This is a genomic window from Pseudomonas sp. SR18, from assembly GCF_023701505.1.
GTDB classification, from domain to species: domain Bacteria; phylum Pseudomonadota; class Gammaproteobacteria; order Pseudomonadales; family Pseudomonadaceae; genus Aquipseudomonas; species Aquipseudomonas cyclaminis.
Genome location: NZ_JAMQAU010000008.1, coordinates 125,935 through 141,729, shown reverse-complemented (window position 1 = coordinate 141,729; position 15,795 = coordinate 125,935). Strand labels below are relative to the sequence as shown.

Genomic DNA, 15,795 nt, shown 5'->3' with positions numbered 1-15,795 from the left:
CTCTTATTGTTCTGTCAGCGGGCGCACAACAACGCCGCTTTCGAGGTGCGCCAACTGCGCGTCATCGCTGATGCCAAAACCGATTTGCGTCACCGCCATCGCGGCAATTGCAGTGGCACGGCGCAAGGTCTGCTCGGGCGCTTCGCCGCTGAGCAGACCGTGGAGCATGCCGGCCAGCAGCGAATCGCCGGCGCCGACGGTGCTGGCCACGGTGACCTTGGGCGGCGTCGCATGCAGTGTCACGCCCGAGCTGTACCAACTCACGCCCGCGGCGCCGTCGGAGACCACCACATGTTCCACACCCTGTTGATGCAGTTGGCTGACGGCATCCGTGGCATTCGCCAGGGCGTCGGCCAGCTCTTCGGTGTTGGGTTTGACCAACCACGGGCCCGCCTGCAATCCGGCACGCAACGCTTCGCCGCTGGTGTCCAGGGCGACTTTCAAACCGAGCTTCTTCAGTTGCACCAACAAATCCTGCAACCACTGCGGGCTGACGCCACGGGGCAAGCTGCCAGCGACCACCACCGCGTCATGCCCGGGGGCGATCTGCGCGAGTTGATTGAGGAGCGCCTGTTGCGCCTGTTCACTGACCCACGGCCCCGGCGCGTTGATGTCGGTGACCCGGCCGTCCTGCTCGGCAATCTTGATATTGCTGCGGGTTTCGCCAGGCACGCGGATAAACGCGTCGGCAAAACCACGGCGCACGATCAGCGCCTCAAATGCCTGAGGATTGCCCTCCCCCAGGAATCCGCCAACGGTCACCTGATGCCCAAGATCCGCCAACACCTGCGCCACATTCACGCCCTTGCCGGCGGCATGGGCGAGCATGGCGTCGCTGCGATTGACTTCACCCGGTTCCAGGCGCGCCAGGCGCACCGTAAGGTCCAACGCCGGGTTGAGCGTCAGGCTTAGAATTCTTGCCATTTACACGGCCTCCACTAGGGCACGCACTTCGGCGGGAGACCCCACCGCCAGTGCCTTTTGCGCCAGGCCCTGGGCCTCGCTCAGACTGAATTCACGCACCCGCGCCTTCACTTCGGGAATGCTGCGGGCCGACACGCTCAACTCATCCACACCCAGCCCGATCAGCACCGGCACCGCCAGCGGGTCTGCCGCCAGTTCGCCGCACACGCCGACCCATTTGCCATGGGCGTGGGCCGCACGCACGGTGATGTCGATCAGTTGCAACACTGCCGGGTGCAGGCCATCGGCCTGGGCCGACAAGGTCGGGTGGCCACGGTCGATGGCCAGGGTGTACTGGGTCAGGTCGTTGGTGCCGACGCTGAAGAAGTCGACTTCCTTGGCCAGCACCGGCGCCAACAGCGCAGCCGACGGCACTTCGATCATGATGCCCAGTTGCAGGTCGGCCACCGGGATTTCCAGGCGCAGGCGCTCGGTCATGTCACGGGCGGCGCGCCATTCATCCACACTGCCGACCATGGGAAACATGATGCGCAGCGGACGGTTATCCGCCGAGCGCAACAGGGCGCGCAATTGCGCTTCCATGATCTGCGGGCGTTGCAGGGTGAGGCGAATGCCGCGCACACCGAGGAAAGGGTTTTCTTCCTCGGCAATCGGCCAGTAAGGCAACGGTTTGTCGCCGCCCACGTCGAGGGTGCGCACCACCAGCGGGCGCCCGTCGAGGCCGTCGAGGACGCGGCGGTATTCGGCTTCCTGGGTGGCTTCGTCCGGCGCTTGCGGGTGGGCCATGAAAATCAGCTCGGTACGCAGCAGGCCAATGCCTTCGGCGCCCTGCTCGACCGCTTTGGCGACCCCCGCGCTCTCGCCGATGTTGGCAAACACTTCCACGGCGTGGCCGTCACGGGTGACCGCCGGTTCATGGCGCTGGGCCGAAGCGGCTTGCAGGCGCTGTTCGCGGGTGTCGCGCTCGACGGTGGCGCGTTGCAAGGTGGCGGCGTCGGCGTCCACATGCAGGCGACCGCGCTGGCCATCGAGCAACAATGGCGTGCCGGAGGCCAGCAGCAACACGGCCGGACCGGCACCGACCAACGCGGGGATGCCCAGGGCACGGGCGACGATAGCGCTGTGGGCCGTGGCGCCACCACGGGCGGTGAGGATGCCGGCGACGCGGGCCGGGTCCAGGCGGGCAACATCGGACGGGCCGACTTCATCCATCACCAGAATGTAGGGCTCGCTTGGCTCCTGGGCGGTTTCGACGCCGCACAGTTGGGCCAGCACCCGCCGACCAATGTCTCGCAGGTCGGCGGCGCGCTCGGCGAGCAGAGCATCCTGCAAAGACTCCTGCTGCCTGGCGGCGGCTTCGATCACGCTCATCCACGCGGCTTCGGCGCTTTCGCCTTGCTTGAGGCGGGTGTCGACTTCGTCGGTCAGTTCCGGGTCGTCGAGCATTTCCTGGTGGGTGATGAAAATCTCGCGAATCGCCTTGGCTTGGCTGCGCTCGATAAGGCCCTGGATATCGCGGCGTACTTCACCGAGTGCCTCTTGCAGGCGCTGGCGCTCAATGGCCGAGGATTCACCGCGCAACGGGTAATCGAAGACTTGCTGGATCTGCACATGCGCAGGGCCAATGGCAATGCCCGGCGCGGCGGCGATGGCCTGGACCTGGCTGCCGGCCAGCGGTGCGCTGAGCGCGGGCTCGGCCTCAACGATGGCAGGCTGGGCGCTCGCGGTCGGCAGCGGCTCGACCTCTTCTCCCAGGCCCTCTTGCACCGCCGCCAACAGCGCGGGCAGCGCATCACCGGCAATGCTCGGCTCGGCAACAAACTCCAGCACTTGACCGCGACGGGCGCCCAGGCTCAGCAACTTGCTCAGGCTCTTGACCGACACCGCGCCCACAGGACCGTCGACGATGCGCACACGGATGTCGCCTTCAAAACTCTTTGCCAGTTGCGCGAGGATCTTCGCCGGTCGCGCATGCAGCCCGTGGGCGTTGGCCAGGGTAATACGTGCGCTCGGCCAATCCGGCGGCAGTTCACCGCCCAGCACTTCGAGTACCGCACGGCTGCTGGTGGCACGGCCCAATTCCTGGCCGCGGCCTTCGATCAATAAGGCGCACAGGCGCTCAAGCAACGCCTGATGGGCTTCGCCCAGGCTGGCCAGGCAGAACAGGCCGTTAAGCGGCTGGCCGAGGTAGCGCATGGGTTTATCCGGCGTGACAAACGCCAGGCCGGGACGCTTGACCGTCTGTTCGCTGTGCAACCACCACAGGCCATCGCCCAGCGGGAGCGCGTCGACCTGCTGCAATACAGCGGCGAAACCATTGCTCACACAATCGGCCTGGCGCAGCAGGCGTGCGCCTCGCCAGACCAGCTCTTCAAAGTCATCGGCGGACACGCCCAGGCTGATCATCTGTGCATCCAGCGCCAGCTCCTGCGGCGCGCCTTGCAGCACTTTGAGCAACGCTTCGGCGCTGCCGGCACGGCGCAGTGCCTGGCCCAGGTCGGTTTCACCGAGGGCGCGGGTGAGCAGTTGCAGCAGGCGCAGGTGTTCATCGGATTTGGCGGCAATGCCGATGGCCAGGTACACGATCTGACCGTCGCCCCAGTCCACCCCTTCGGGGAACTGCAACAGGCGCACGCCGGTGGAAAATACCTGGTCGCGGGTTTCGGGAGTGCCGTGGGGGATGGCAATACCCTGGCCGAGAAAGGTCGAGCCTTGGGCTTCACGGGCTTGCAAGCCGCTGAGATACCCTTCGGCGACCAGGCCATCGACCACCAGTTTGTCAGCGAGCAGGTGCAAGGCAGCAGACTTATCCACAGCCACTTGGCCCATGGATATCTGCTCTACGGTGAGCTCAAGCATGCCGTTCTCCTAGTTAGTGCAAGGGGTGCACTAGGTATTGTTTTGAATAATTCAGTGTAAATGTGTTCAGAATTTACTGACTGAGCGGTCAATTGGCAGTAGCCACTCAGTAGCGAACGTCGTAAAAATACGCTGGCTGAAACGTTTAATCTAGAATTTAAGGCAGATTACGCGTTAATTGTGCATCCTTGAAGGACCACTCGGCACTTGAGCCAGGACATGGGTCGTACCCAGGAATCGGTTACGATTGGAAAAAATGTCGGGGCAAGCTCCAAAAAACAAGGAAATCCCGGTTTGAAACTCAGTGATATCGCACGTCTGGCCGGTGTGTCCGTGACCACCGCCAGCTATGTCATCAATGGCAAGGCCGAACAGCAACGCATCAGCAGCGCCACCGTCGAGCGGGTGCGTGCAGTGGTCCAAGCCCATGGCTTTACCCCCAACCCACAGGCCGCCGGGCTACGCAGTCGGCACACGCGCACCTTGGGCTTTATCCTGCCCGACCTGGAAAACCCCAGTTACGCACGAATCGCCAAGCTATTGGAACAGGGCGCCCGTGCGCGCGGTTATCAGTTGCTGATTGCCAGTTCCGACGATGAGGCGGACAGCGAGCGCCAATTGCTGCAACTGTTCCGTGCACGACGTTGCGATGCGTTGTTCGTGGCCAGTTGCCTGCCCGCCAGCGATGACAGTTACCGCGAGCTGCAAGCCAAGGGCTTGCCGGTGATCGCCATCGACCGGGTGATGGAGCCCGAGCAGTTCTGCTCCGTGGTCAGCGACGACCGCCAGGCGTGCCAGCAACTGACCAGCAGCCTGTTGCAGCCGCTGCCCAAGCAGATCGTGCTGATCGGCGCACGGCCCGAGTTGAGCATCAGCCAGGAGCGTGCCGCCGGTTTCCGTGAAGCGCTGCAAGGCTTCACGGGTGAAGTGATCGTCGAACACGGCGAATCCTTCAGCCGTGATTGCGGCCGACAGTTGATGGAGCAACTTCTGCAACAACTGGGGCATTTGCCTGACGCACTGGTGACCACGTCCTACGTGCTGTTGCAGGGTGTGTTTGACGCGCTGCATGACTTCCCGCTCAAGTCGCGCCCGCTACGCCTGGGCACCTTTGGTGACACGCAACTGCTGGATTTCCTGCCGCTGCCGGTCAACGCCATGGCCCAGCAACATCAACTGATTGCCGACACCGCCTTGCGCCTGGCCCTGGCCGCGATTGAAGAAGAACAGTACCAGCCGGGCGTGCACGCCATCGGCCGGACCTTCAAACAGCGAATCCACGAGGCCTGAACGTGGAGCTGATCGACACCCACACCCACCTGGACTTTGCGGACTTCGACAGCGATCGCGCGCAAGTCCTCGCCCACAGCCGCTCACTCGGGGTACGGCGCATGGTGGTGTTGGGGGTCTATCAGCAGAATTGGCAGCGCTTGTGGGATCTGGTACAGACAGATGAAGGTTTGTTCGCGGCCTTCGGCCTGCACCCGGTGTACCTGGATGACCATCGCCCCGCCGACCTCACGGAACTGGGCGACTGGCTGAGCCGCCTGCACGGCCATCGTCAACTGTGCGCGGTGGGCGAGATCGGCCTGGATTACTTCCTCGAACACCTGGACCGCGAACGCCAGCAAAGCCTGTTCGAAGCGCAGCTCAAACTGGCCGTGGACTTCCAGCTGCCGGCCCTGCTGCACGTACGCCGCAGCCACGCCGCCGTGATCGCGACCCTCAAGCGTATCCGCCTGCCACGGGGCGGCATCATCCACGCGTTTGCCGGCAGCAGGGAAGAAGCCCGCGAGTACATCAAGCTGGGCTTCAAACTTGGCCTGGGCGGCGCCGCCACGTGGCCCCAGGCGCTGCGCATGCACAAGGTGCTCACGCAACTGCCGCTGGATGCGGTGGTACTGGAAACCGACGCCCCCGACATGGCACCGGCCATGTACCCCGGCCAGCGCAACAGCCCTGAGCACCTGCCGGCGATCTGCACCGCCCTGGCCGAGCGCATGGGCACCAGCCCGCTATTGCTGGCCGAGGCGAGCACACGCAATGCGTGCGAGCTGTTCAATTGGTAGCACAGGTGTCACCGCTTGCAGATTCAAGGTCATGCGTTGCCGATGCCGGGCGTAGCGCAACACCAGAAAGTGCACCAACAGCACCACCAGTGACACGTTGAGCTGCCCGATCACGCTGATCAGCCCCACCCATTCCGTCACCAACGCCACGATCAGTACCATGCTGGTCAACACCGCCATGCTCGGGCGGACCAGCGACCAGTGGTCCAGCGCCTTGAAGTGGCGCAATTGCCGGGGGCAGTTCAGCTCCAACACCCGCTGACAGTAAGGGCAGTCGAAGGGCTCTTCGATAGCGATGGCGTTGAGCTGCCAAGGCTTGAGTTCAAACGTGATATCGCAATGGGCGCAGTGCCCTTTGATGCCGACGGCAGTGGTCATCGTCATGCCTCCCCTGAATCATGAATGAGTGAAATAAATTCTCACTCATTCCCGCGAGCAAAAAAGGCACCCAGGGAAATCCAGACAGGCACTACATCCACAAGAGACTAATCCTACCCCGCCGCCCTACACACGAAACGCGCCGATCAATTGCTTCAGCTCGATCACCTGCACTGAAAGCTGCCGGCTCGCCGCCTCGGTCTGATGTGCGCCTTGGGCCGCATGTTCGCCGGCCCGGTTGATTTCGACGATGTTCTGGTCGATATCGTGGGCGACGGCGGTCTGCTGCTCCACAGCGGCAGCAATCTGCTGGTTCTGGTCGACGATCATGCCGACGGCACCGAGGATATTTTCCAGCGCCTGCTGGACCTTTTCCGATTCGCCCACGGTGCCGCTGGCCATTTCATGGCTGGTACCCATGGCCTTCACGGCTGCGCCGACACCGGCGTGCAGACGGCTGATCATTTGTTCGATTTCTTCAGTGGAATGCTGGGTCCGCCGGGCCAGGGTGCGTACCTCATCGGCCACCACCGCAAAACCACGCCCCTGCTCACCGGCCCGGGCGGCCTCAATCGCCGCGTTGAGCGCCAGCAGGTTGGTTTGCTCGGCGATGCTTTTGATCACTTCCAACACACTGCTGATGGCCTGGCTGTCGCTGGCCAATTGGTTGATCACCCGCACCGACGCATCGATCTCCGAAGCCAGCCGCGCAATACTGCCCTGCTGGGATTGCACCAGGCCACGGCCATTGACGGTTTCGTCGTTGACGCTGTGGGCACTGCTGACCGCTGCCGCCGCACTGCGCGCCACTTCCTGGGCGGTGGCCGACATCTGGTTCATGGCCGTGGCGACCTGTTCGATTTGCATGCGCTGGCCAGAGACCGCCTCATTGCTGCGGGCCGACACCGTTTCCACTTGGCCGGCCTGGAGTTCGACCTGGCTGACGGTGTGCCCGACGCGTTCGATCAAGTCATGGATTTTCGCCACAGTGCCGTTGAACACCTGGCCGAGATCGCCCAACTCGTCACGGCTCTGGGCGACAAACGTGACGGTCATGTCGCCGGCCGCCACCTTGTCCATCATCGCCCCCAGGCGGCGCAGGGTGGTGCGCGTCGAGGCGTAGAAGCCGGCGTACAGGTAGAAGATCAGCAGAAACACCGCCGTCAGCGCCGAGACCAGTACCACCATGTGCGTACGGTTCTGTGCCAGGCGCTGCTCCAGTTGCTGCCCGAGGAACATCAGGGTGGCGTCATCGAGCTGATAGGTCTGGGCCATCAATTGGCTGACGCTGTCGTAGAAAGCCTGCCAGGGTGCGTCGAGTGTTTCAGCCATCACCACTTGCTCTTCAAACAGCTCGCTGCCTTGCTTGAGGCTGGCGTTACTGGCCTTCGCCAGCCCCTCCAGGGCGGCGTGGGCGGCGGTGCTGGAGCCGAGGGCATCGTGCAATTTCAAGCCGTATTCGGCTTGGAGTTTTTCCAGCTGTTGCAGCAGCTCGTCAAAACGCGTGCTGGAGGAGGAATTGAGGAAGCCCTGGCCCAGGGAATAAGCGCCCATCGCCCGACCTTCTCCCAAGACTTGGGTGACTTGGGGCGTGACACTGGTGATCAGTTCGCTGAGTTGGCGTAAATCGCTCTGAGAGTCGCGGCTCAAGCCGGATTGGCTGGCGATGATCTGGCTGAGTATCTGTGCCTTGTTGAGCAACTTGCCGATCAGCGCACTTTTGCTAAGCAACGAGGTTTCCTGTTGCTGGGTCTTGAAGGCCGCGATCAACTCGTCGCGCTTGCCTTCAAACACGGCGATTTGCTCAGGCTCGGTGGCCATCGGGTTGAGGCCCTGCAGACGGGCGAGCACGCTCTGCTCCAAGCTGCCAATCCTGGCCTCAAGGTCTGCGGCCTTAGCGGACTGACCAAGGGTTGCGTTGATCTGCACTTGGTTATTCAGGGTTTCCAGATCACGGCGCAAGGCCAGGCTACTACCAAGCAGATCGAGGCTTTGCAGTTCGACGCGGGTGCCCTGGAATTCGCGCCAGGAATCACGCACCAGGTAATAGTTGGTCGCCAGCATCGGCAGCAGGAACAACACGCTGATCAGGCTGAACTTCATGCCGAAGCTCAGGCGATTCATCAGCGCGATGGCGGGATAGAGCAAGCTCTTCACAGGTGAACTCCCTTTACTTTTATTTTTATTGAGGCGCAGGGCGGCGGCAGAAAGCCACTATTTGGCGTTCTGTCTGTATAGCTCAATTTGAAAGGGAGTTTTGTAACTTAAGGTTAACGACAGGAGCGAAGGACTCGCTCCTGTCCGGGGGGTCAAGGCAGCACGGTCCAGATGGCGAACCCGGCATACCACAGCACCGCCGCACGCAGCAGCAGCTCCCACAAGCGATCCAGGCTGTTGATGCCGTCTGCACCGACCACCGGCGGTGGGATTTCGGCGGCGACCAGGCCGACTTTCTCCACCAGTTGCGCGGCGCTGATGTCCCAGTTCAGCAACTCGTGAAGCATCACACGGCTGACCGCAACGAAGTTGCCCACCAAGGCAAAGCTGGCCGCCAGCAGACGCACCGGCAACCAGTCAAATGCGTGACGTAACTGCCCAGCGCGCTCGGCCACCAGTGGGTTCTGGCTGTATTCACTGGCCAGGGCCAACAGCCGGTAGGCCAGTGCGGCGACCGGGCCCAACAGGAAGTACCAGAAAATCACTGCGAAAAAACTCTGGTAGGCCTGCCATAACAGATGGCCCTGGACGCGTTCCAGCAGTTGCTCACCGCTGTCGGCGCCGATTTTCAGATCGCGTTCAGCCACATGTTCGGCGGCTTGCAGATCGCCCCGGCGCCACGCATCGCGAAACGGCCCAAGCCCGGCCAACAGGTCACCACGGCCCAGGCTGTAGATCACCACCAGCAGGTGCACCGGCAACGCCAACAAACCATAGGCCACCGGTTCCAGCACCAGCAGCAACAACGCCAGCAACGCCACTGGCAGCAGCACCAGCAGGGCCAGAATCAGCCAAGGTTGTTTGCCCAGGCGCGGGCTCGATTCCAGCTTGGCCAATTCGCGCAACCAGCCGCCATCACGCTGCAATCGCTGGCGCATGGCCGAAAACTTCTCGATCCACACCGCCAGCACCAACACCAGAAAACTCATCGTGCGTGTCCTCCATCCTGCAGAGCGCTGCGAAAGCGCGTCCAATCAAAAGCGGGGCCGGGATCGGTCTTACGCCCCGGGGCGATATCGCTGTGACCACAGATACGCTGCGGTGTAATACCGGGGTAGGCGGTCCGCAACTGAAGTGTCAGGTCGATCAGCGACCTATATTGGGCGTCGGTGAACGGCAGGTCATCCGTGCCTTCCAGCTCTATCCCCAAAGAAAAGTCGTTACAGGTTTCACGCCCCTCGAAACATGAAACCCCGGCGTGCCAGGCCCGGTCGACGCAGGACACAAACTGCGTCACCGCACCGTCGCGCTCAATCAGAAAATGCGCAGACACCCGTAGGTCGGCAATCCCTTCAAAGTAGGGATGTTCCGTGACATCCAGGCGATTCTGGAAAAATTCCTGCACCTTGCCCGTGGCGAACTGCGCCGGTGGCAGGCTGATGTTATGCACCACCAACAGTGAGATTTCGCCTGCGGGGCGCTCGTTGAAGTTGGGGGACGGGCAATGGCGAATGCCCTGGCACCAACCGCTGACGGGGTCCAACTGCATACAGGATCCTTGAACGTGACTAAGTGTGACCAGTATGCCGCGTTCGACCCCGCGGTTGCGATCACTTGCCGCGATTGAGTTGACGCAACTGGCCCACCACCGCCGCCAGTGCCCGTTCGAACAGCGGACCATCGTCCAGGGTGTGCAGCGCGCCACGCTTGAACGCCAGTGCAAGTTGGCCGACGCTTTTGTGCATGATTTTGAGCCCGGTGCGGCCGACGAAAACATAGGTATTGGCCGGCGCCATGATCGCCATCAACTTGCATCGCAGGGCACTGCCCTGATCTGGCTGGAACACGACCCAGCCACCGATACGCAGCTGGTACACCTTGAGCAGGTCCGGATCATCCGCCGGCAGCTCCTGGGCTGAATCGGGCGGCGTTGCACTGAGCACAAAAGGCTCGCGCACTTCGATCAAGCCATCGACACCTTCGGGCGGCTGGACATGCAGGGCCTGCAAGCGAACAAAAAAATCTCGGGTGCTGAAGGGGTCGAAGGCCGCGCTGGTCAACCCGTCGCGCAGGGCCTTGAGCAAGCCCGGCAACTGCACCAGTAAGTGGCCTGCGGCGTCGGTGTCTTGCGGCAGGCTCACACTCCAGATCAACTCATCCATGGTGCGCAGCGCTGCCTGCCACTGCACCGACTGCTCGCCGTGCTTGAGGCTGGCCAGCAACAGCACCTGGCTCCAGGCTTGTTGCAGAAACTGCACCACCGCTCGCGGTAACACCTTGCCCAACAGCCGTCGGTTGAGCACCTCGGCCACCCGTGCACGCGCCGCTTCAGTTCGTACGCGCCCTTCTTCAGCGTCGCGGGTGTGCTGTTCGAGCAACTCGCGGCGCCGACGCTCATCGGCGGTGAACGCGGTGAACTCGGTCAGCAATTGGGAAAAAATCGCCGGGTCCTCGGCAAACTCATTGAGCAAACGCTGAACCACCTGCTCAATGCGCAGGTACAGGCTGTCGTGCGCGTAGTCATCGACCGGGCTCCAGCCCATGGCGGACGCTGCGATTTCATTCAACAGGCGCCGCGCCGGGTGGCCGGAGGGACTGAAAAAACTCTTGTCCAGCACAGCCACTTTCAACAGAGGGATCTGCAGGCGGCCGATCAAGGCCTTGAAGGCGTCCGGCACGGTGCGGTCATTGAGGATAAATTCGAACAGCAGGGCGATCAGGTTGATCACGTCCTCGTCCGCTTCCTCCACAACCCGCGATTTGCCACTCTTGACGCTGACCCGCGTGAGCAATTGCTCAAGCTGGTTACGCAGGTCGAAATCATCCTCGACCTGCGGCTCCGGTACGTACTGTTGCAAATGCGACAGCAGCCGCAACAGGTCGCGGGTGGCGATGGGCTGGGGTTCGGCGCTGGCCTCAAGGGTAGGCGACACGCTACCGCGCACGGCGGTCAACAGCGCCTGCAAGGCAGTGAAGGCTTGCTGGCCATTTTCGTCGACGGGTTGCTCGGCGCTGGGCAGTGCCGCCTCACGCGGGTAATCACGGGTGGCGCGCTCGCCGGGGCGGCGGGACGGCGCGGCCTTGAGGTCCGGCAACACGCCGGTGGCGACCAGCAACTGGTTGGCTTCTCCGTACAGTTGGTCCGCGTCGCTGAGTACGTACTTCTCAAACAGCTTGAGCATGATCAGCTTGACGCGAATCTCCACACCCAGACTGCGCCCCGCACGCAGGAAAAACTCGCACAGCAGCGCCGGGCCCAAGGGGTTTTCACGGTCATCCAGGTGATTGCCCAGCAAGGCACTCAAGCGCGCGGTCAGTTGCCCCAGCGCCAGCCCGTCACGGTGATGCACGCGGCCGAGCATGGTCTCAAGTGCAACGGCTTTTTCCAGCTCATCCTTGGATGAACCTGGCGCCGCGTCATAGGACACCACCGGCACCATCTGCAGCTCGCCGCGTCCCGCCTGGCCCAGGCCGCCAAAGGCTTCGAACAGCCGTTCCATGAACACACGCTCGAAATTCTTGCGTTTGAGGCGCAAGTCGCGCATGGCTTCAAAGAAAATATGATGGTCCACGTTGCTGCGGGCCTTGTCTGCCATCTCGAACAACGTGTCGTCGGCGTTATCGAACAGCTCCTGCAGCCCGTGCTGCAACTGCTGCGCGGCCTTGTCGCGAACCTGCAGCAATACCACCGGCAGGCGCGCGAGCGGCGATGGCGTGGCGTGTGCCCTGTTGATTGGCACCACCTTTCCGTCATTGTGCATCCTGGCCTCCTGAAACGGCGGTATTGGTTGGGAAAGATCGGGTACAGGCCCATGAGGCGCTGTCGAAACCGGTAATCACCAGGACGTCAAAGCTATGACGCCAATTGCAAGGCGCGAGATTATCTTGCAAATGAGCCCCGTTGCGCCAGCAAACTCTGAGATTGCGCGGTAAATCAGCGGTGAGTCTGGGTTCGAGTGCACGCTGCCCCTATAATCGGGGCACTTTGTTTGTGGAGCCTGTTATGCCGAATCTCCGTCTTGCCGACCTCACCGCCGAAATCGAAGCCAACGTGCGCCGTGCACTGCTGGAGGACATCGGCAGCGGCGACATTACCGCGCAGTTGATCCCGACCGAACGCTTGGCCACGGCCACCATCATTACCCGCGACAGCGCGGTCATTGCCGGTACGGCCTGGGTGGACGCCGTGTTCCGCCAACTGGACCCACGGGTCGCCGTACACTGGCAAGTGGCCGACGGCGAACGGGTCAGCCCCAACCAAGCCCTGTTCCACCTCGAAGGCCCGGCGCGCTCGCTGCTCAGCGGCGAACGCTCTGCCCTGAACTTTCTGCAGTTGCTGTCCGGCGTCGCCACGCGCGCGCGGTTCCTCGCAGATTTTGTTGCCAGCACCCAGGTCAAGCTGCTGGACACCCGCAAAACCCTACCCGGCCTGCGCCTGGCGCAGAAATACGCCGTGACCTGCGGCGGCTGCCACAACCACCGCATCGGTTTGTATGACGCATTCCTGATCAAGGAAAACCATATCGCGGCCTGCGGCGGTATCGCCCAATCCATTACTGCCGCGCACAAGATCGCACCCGGCAAGCCGGTGGAAATTGAAGTGGAAAGCCTGGAAGAACTGCGCGAAGCACTGGCGGCGGGCGCCGACATCATCATGCTTGATGAGTTGAGCCTGGAGGATATGCGTGAGGCCGTACGCCTGAACGGCGGCAAGGCGAAGCTGGAAGCCAGCGGCGGGATCAATGAAAGCACCCTGCTGCCCATCGCTGAAACCGGCGTGGATTACATCTCCATCGGGGCGATGACCAAGGATGTGAAGGCGGTGGATTTGTCGATGCGACTCAGCATATGAGGCGCTGAAAGCGATGAGCGTCAAGCTGCAAGAGGCCGTATGACCACTTGCAGCTTGAAACGTACCGCTGTTTTCAAACCACCAGATTATTCATTTCGCAATACTCGTCCCACTCAACACCCAGCACCTCGGCCGCCTCTTTGTGCAAGGCCAGCCGTGCGGCTTCGAACTCTTTCGGTGTCGAGGTGTACTTGAGGGACAACTCCCAAGGCTGGAGACCCTGGCTCTCGGCCTCGTCCTCGAATGCCCACTGGATCTGGTTACGCTGATCATCGGCGCTCAGGTCCTTGATCTCTTCTTTAAGCTGCGGCGTTGCCTCAAGGTACTTATCAAGGGCTGCTTGATGCTGAACTTCCTGGGTCATTTCAGTCGTGGTCATGTCGTTCTCTTAGATCGAGGAATGGGGATGCATCTGGGTCATCAAGGTTGCGCAGATACAAAAGAGCGGGCACGAATGCCGACTCGCCTGGCCTTCAGAACCATTCTGGGATCATCTGAAAACATTGCCTTTGAAACATTGCATCTAAAACAAGCAGTAGTGCCTTTATGCCCGAGACAGGAGTCGAACCTGCGACCTTCGCGTTACGAGTGCGCTGCTCTACCAACTGAGCTACACGGGCGGTGGGCTAAAGCTAGCACCGCATCGGGCGTCCGGCAACTTACGTCCCTTAGCGGGCAATGACGCCTTGAGCCCAGAAGCGCGGTTGCAGGTGATCGCCCTCGGCGCCCAGGTATTGCTGCTGGGCTTGCGCGATGTGAGGCACGTCACGCAGTGCAATCACGATCAACAGACCAACGGCCAGCACACTCAGTCCTTTCCATATCTCCCAGCCCAGTGGCAGTGCAGGCGTTGCCGGGGCACGCCACACATGCAGGGCCATCAGCCAGCCTATTAGCAACGCCAGCCAGACCTGGGAATTAGGCATCACGGTCACACCGTCGACCATGGACTGCACTAACGCGCCGACCAACGCGGCAAACAGGCACAAGCGCATCAGGTCAGCGCGCTCGGCGGACAGAGCCCTCTCACGCAATACGCCAAACGTGGCCCAGCCAGCGCGCCACGCCAAAGCAGCAACGATCAAGGTCGATGGCCCACCCCACTCGCTGGCCCATTGCAAGACAGACTGATGTGGATGGGCGGCGATCTTGTTGGCAATATCGGCAAAATGCATCGGCCCGAACCCCAGCCACGGACGTTCGACGAGCATATGCCACGACTGCCACCAGATCGGACCGCGACCCGACAGCGAGGTGGTGAGGCGATCACCAGCACCACTGGAGAGCACGATTCCCAAGTGATCGGCCAGTACTGTAAACGCCAGCCAGTACAGCAACAGCCCGCCGACAACAGCGGCCAACTGCCATCCGAGCCAGCGTCGCCCCCAAGGCCCCAGCAGTGCCAGCAGCAAACCCGCCGCGCCCATCCCCAGCCATGTGCCGCGCGTCCCCCCGCTGATCGCGATCAGCCACCAGACGCACAACAACGCGAACACTGCGCCTCGCACAGCGCGGGAGACTTGGGGTATCAGCAGGGGAAGCGCCAGTAACGGCAGCGTGAATGTCTGGAATTGACCGTAGAAGCGCTTGTTGGAAAAGCCGGACAGCAACAGGTCTGGGTCCAGCGTCAGCGCTCCGCTGGTCAGCACCAGCGCGCCGGCGTACAGATATTGAATGGATTTGATCAGGCATAGCAGCAGCACAACCAGGATCAGCACACGATCCATCGCGCCCCCACCGTGCCGGCGGAGCAAGGCAAACGCTACGGCGACTGCCGCGCAGCTGACCAGCAACGCCACTTCGGTGAATGCCCAGAGCGGCTGATGGGCCTGTGCCGAAGACAGCAGGCCCAGCGCAATAATCAGCGCCAGGCCCCAGGCCGTGTGCCTGTCCACCAAGGGTTCAAGCGCGGAAACCGACAACCCGTACAGTACCGCGCAGAGCCCAATGGCAATCTGCATTACACGCTGCAGATCATGCCCACCGAACGGTGCGCAAACCCCAATCGTCAGCAAGCACACCACTGCTACCAGGAAAGCCCCGCCTCGCTGCCGTACGGATAACGCCATCGGCCACCTCTAGTCCCTGTGGATGGTTCAGCAGTTATGCACCGCCAGCGCTGCAACCCTTGCTGGCATATTTCTCTTCAGCGGTTGTAGTGCACTTCCAACCGGTGGCGCTGCGCGTCAGGCTGATGGTCTTGCCCAGTACCGGCGCTGGCGCGTCGAGTATTTCGCAACTGATGGAGCCCGCGCCCGTAGCAACGTCGCCTGCCACATCGATTTTGCAGTTGGCGGTGGGGCTGGTGCCACCGATCAACGCCAGGGTGGGTACGGTGCCCTGGTTGATAGTGTCCTCATAACCGGCCTTCAACGCGGTAATTTCAGCCAGGCCGGCAGTGAACTTGGCCTTGGCCTGGTGTGTGGTGTACATCGGCAGGCCGATGGTGGCCAAAATGCCGATGATTGCCACGACGATCAACAACTCGATCAAGGTAAAGCCTTTCTGACTCATCACATTCACTCTCCAGAATAAAACTCATGACAAGGCGCGTCC

General features: G+C 62.0%; 13 protein-coding genes and 1 tRNA gene. 3 read left to right on the top strand and 11 right to left on the bottom strand.

The annotated features are described in order from the left end of the window. Positions 1–3 precede the first annotated feature (3 nt). Both pfkB and ptsP read right to left on the bottom strand, forming a co-directional pair. Complete coding sequence (gene pfkB, locus NDJ82_RS14180) at positions 4–924, bottom strand: 1-phosphofructokinase (protein ID WP_250925736.1); 921 nt, start codon at positions 922–924, stop codon at positions 4–6. After that, positions 925–3,783, bottom strand: a complete 2,859-nt coding sequence (gene ptsP / locus NDJ82_RS14175) for a phosphoenolpyruvate--protein phosphotransferase (protein ID WP_250925735.1) — start codon at positions 3,781–3,783, stop codon at positions 925–927. 294 nt (positions 3,784–4,077) lie between these two features. On the opposite strand from ptsP, the gene cra reads away from it, so the two are divergent. After that, entirely contained in the window at positions 4,078–5,073 is a 996-nt protein-coding gene (gene cra, locus NDJ82_RS14170) for a catabolite repressor/activator (protein WP_099587059.1), read from the top strand. A 2-nt stretch (positions 5,074–5,075) separates the two neighbouring features. Beyond that, positions 5,076–5,852, top strand: coding sequence for a TatD family hydrolase (locus tag NDJ82_RS14165; RefSeq protein WP_250925734.1), 777 nt, complete (start codon positions 5,076–5,078; stop codon positions 5,850–5,852). Here the strand turns inward: NDJ82_RS14165 and NDJ82_RS14160 are convergent. The 5 genes from NDJ82_RS14160 to NDJ82_RS14140 form a co-directional block, all read right to left on the bottom strand. Beyond that, on the bottom strand, positions 5,799–6,230 hold the full coding sequence (locus NDJ82_RS14160) for a hypothetical protein (protein ID WP_099587152.1): 432 nt from the start codon (positions 6,228–6,230) through the stop codon (positions 5,799–5,801). The two genes, NDJ82_RS14165 and NDJ82_RS14160, sit on opposite strands and share 54 nt — an antisense overlap. 126 nt (positions 6,231–6,356) lie before the next feature. Next, on the bottom strand, positions 6,357–8,387 hold the full coding sequence (locus tag NDJ82_RS14155; RefSeq protein WP_250925733.1) for a methyl-accepting chemotaxis protein: 2,031 nt from the start codon (positions 8,385–8,387) through the stop codon (positions 6,357–6,359). Between the two features lie 152 nt (positions 8,388–8,539). Continuing rightward, positions 8,540–9,376, bottom strand: coding sequence for a regulatory signaling modulator protein AmpE (gene ampE / locus NDJ82_RS14150; RefSeq protein ID WP_112193420.1), 837 nt, complete (start codon positions 9,374–9,376; stop codon positions 8,540–8,542). Further along, positions 9,373–9,936, bottom strand: coding sequence for a 1,6-anhydro-N-acetylmuramyl-L-alanine amidase AmpD (gene ampD, locus NDJ82_RS14145; RefSeq protein ID WP_158878383.1), 564 nt, complete (start codon positions 9,934–9,936; stop codon positions 9,373–9,375). The genes ampE and ampD overlap by 4 nt, the downstream gene beginning before the upstream one ends. Before the next feature lie 61 nt (positions 9,937–9,997). Continuing rightward, positions 9,998–12,148: a DUF1631 domain-containing protein gene (locus NDJ82_RS14140; protein WP_250925732.1), complete on the bottom strand. Its 2,151-nt coding sequence runs from the start codon at positions 12,146–12,148 to the stop codon at positions 9,998–10,000. 242 nt (positions 12,149–12,390) lie between these two features. On the opposite strand from NDJ82_RS14140, the gene nadC reads away from it, so the two are divergent. Continuing rightward, entirely contained in the window at positions 12,391–13,239 is an 849-nt protein-coding gene (gene nadC, locus NDJ82_RS14135; RefSeq protein ID WP_250925731.1) for a carboxylating nicotinate-nucleotide diphosphorylase, read from the top strand. 73 nt (positions 13,240–13,312) lie between these two features. On the opposite strand, the gene NDJ82_RS14130 is transcribed toward nadC, so the two are convergent. From NDJ82_RS14130 to NDJ82_RS14115, 4 genes are all read right to left on the bottom strand, one after another. Further along, complete coding sequence (locus NDJ82_RS14130; RefSeq protein WP_250925730.1) at positions 13,313–13,618, bottom strand: DUF6388 family protein; 306 nt, start codon at positions 13,616–13,618, stop codon at positions 13,313–13,315. A gap of 168 nt (positions 13,619–13,786) precedes the next feature. Next, positions 13,787–13,859 (bottom strand) — tRNA-Thr (locus NDJ82_RS14125). 48 nt (positions 13,860–13,907) lie between these two features. Then, a complete protein-coding gene (locus NDJ82_RS14120) occupies positions 13,908–15,308 on the bottom strand; it encodes an O-antigen ligase family protein (protein WP_250925729.1) in 1,401 nt (466 codons plus the stop codon). 34 nt (positions 15,309–15,342) lie between these two features. Next, positions 15,343–15,753, bottom strand: coding sequence for a pilin (locus tag NDJ82_RS14115; RefSeq protein WP_284738604.1), 411 nt, complete (start codon positions 15,751–15,753; stop codon positions 15,343–15,345). Positions 15,754–15,795: the final 42 nt, after the last annotated feature.

Bases quoted from the DNA above. Each gene is read 5' to 3' on its own strand.
- ampD (WP_158878383.1), bottom strand. From the start codon at position 9,936: ATGCAGTTGGACCCCGTCAGCGGTTGGTGCCAGGGCATTCGCCATTGC.
- NDJ82_RS14160 (WP_099587152.1), bottom strand. From the start codon at position 6,230: ATGACCACTGCCGTCGGCATCAAAGGGCACTGCGCCCATTGCGATATC.
- NDJ82_RS14130 (WP_250925730.1), bottom strand. From the start codon at position 13,618: ATGACCACGACTGAAATGACCCAGGAAGTTCAGCATCAAGCAGCCCTT.
- pfkB (WP_250925736.1), bottom strand. From the start codon at position 924: ATGGCAAGAATTCTAAGCCTGACGCTCAACCCGGCGTTGGACCTTACG.
- NDJ82_RS14115 (WP_284738604.1), bottom strand. From the start codon at position 15,753: ATGAGTCAGAAAGGCTTTACCTTGATCGAGTTGTTGATCGTCGTGGCA.
- NDJ82_RS14140 (WP_250925732.1), bottom strand. From the start codon at position 12,148: ATGCACAATGACGGAAAGGTGGTGCCAATCAACAGGGCACACGCCACG.
- ampE (WP_112193420.1), bottom strand. From the start codon at position 9,376: ATGAGTTTTCTGGTGTTGGTGCTGGCGGTGTGGATCGAGAAGTTTTCG.
- NDJ82_RS14120 (WP_250925729.1), bottom strand. From the start codon at position 15,308: ATGGCGTTATCCGTACGGCAGCGAGGCGGGGCTTTCCTGGTAGCAGTG.
- ptsP (WP_250925735.1), bottom strand. From the start codon at position 3,783: ATGCTTGAGCTCACCGTAGAGCAGATATCCATGGGCCAAGTGGCTGTG.
- nadC (WP_250925731.1), top strand. From the start codon at position 12,391: ATGCCGAATCTCCGTCTTGCCGACCTCACCGCCGAAATCGAAGCCAAC.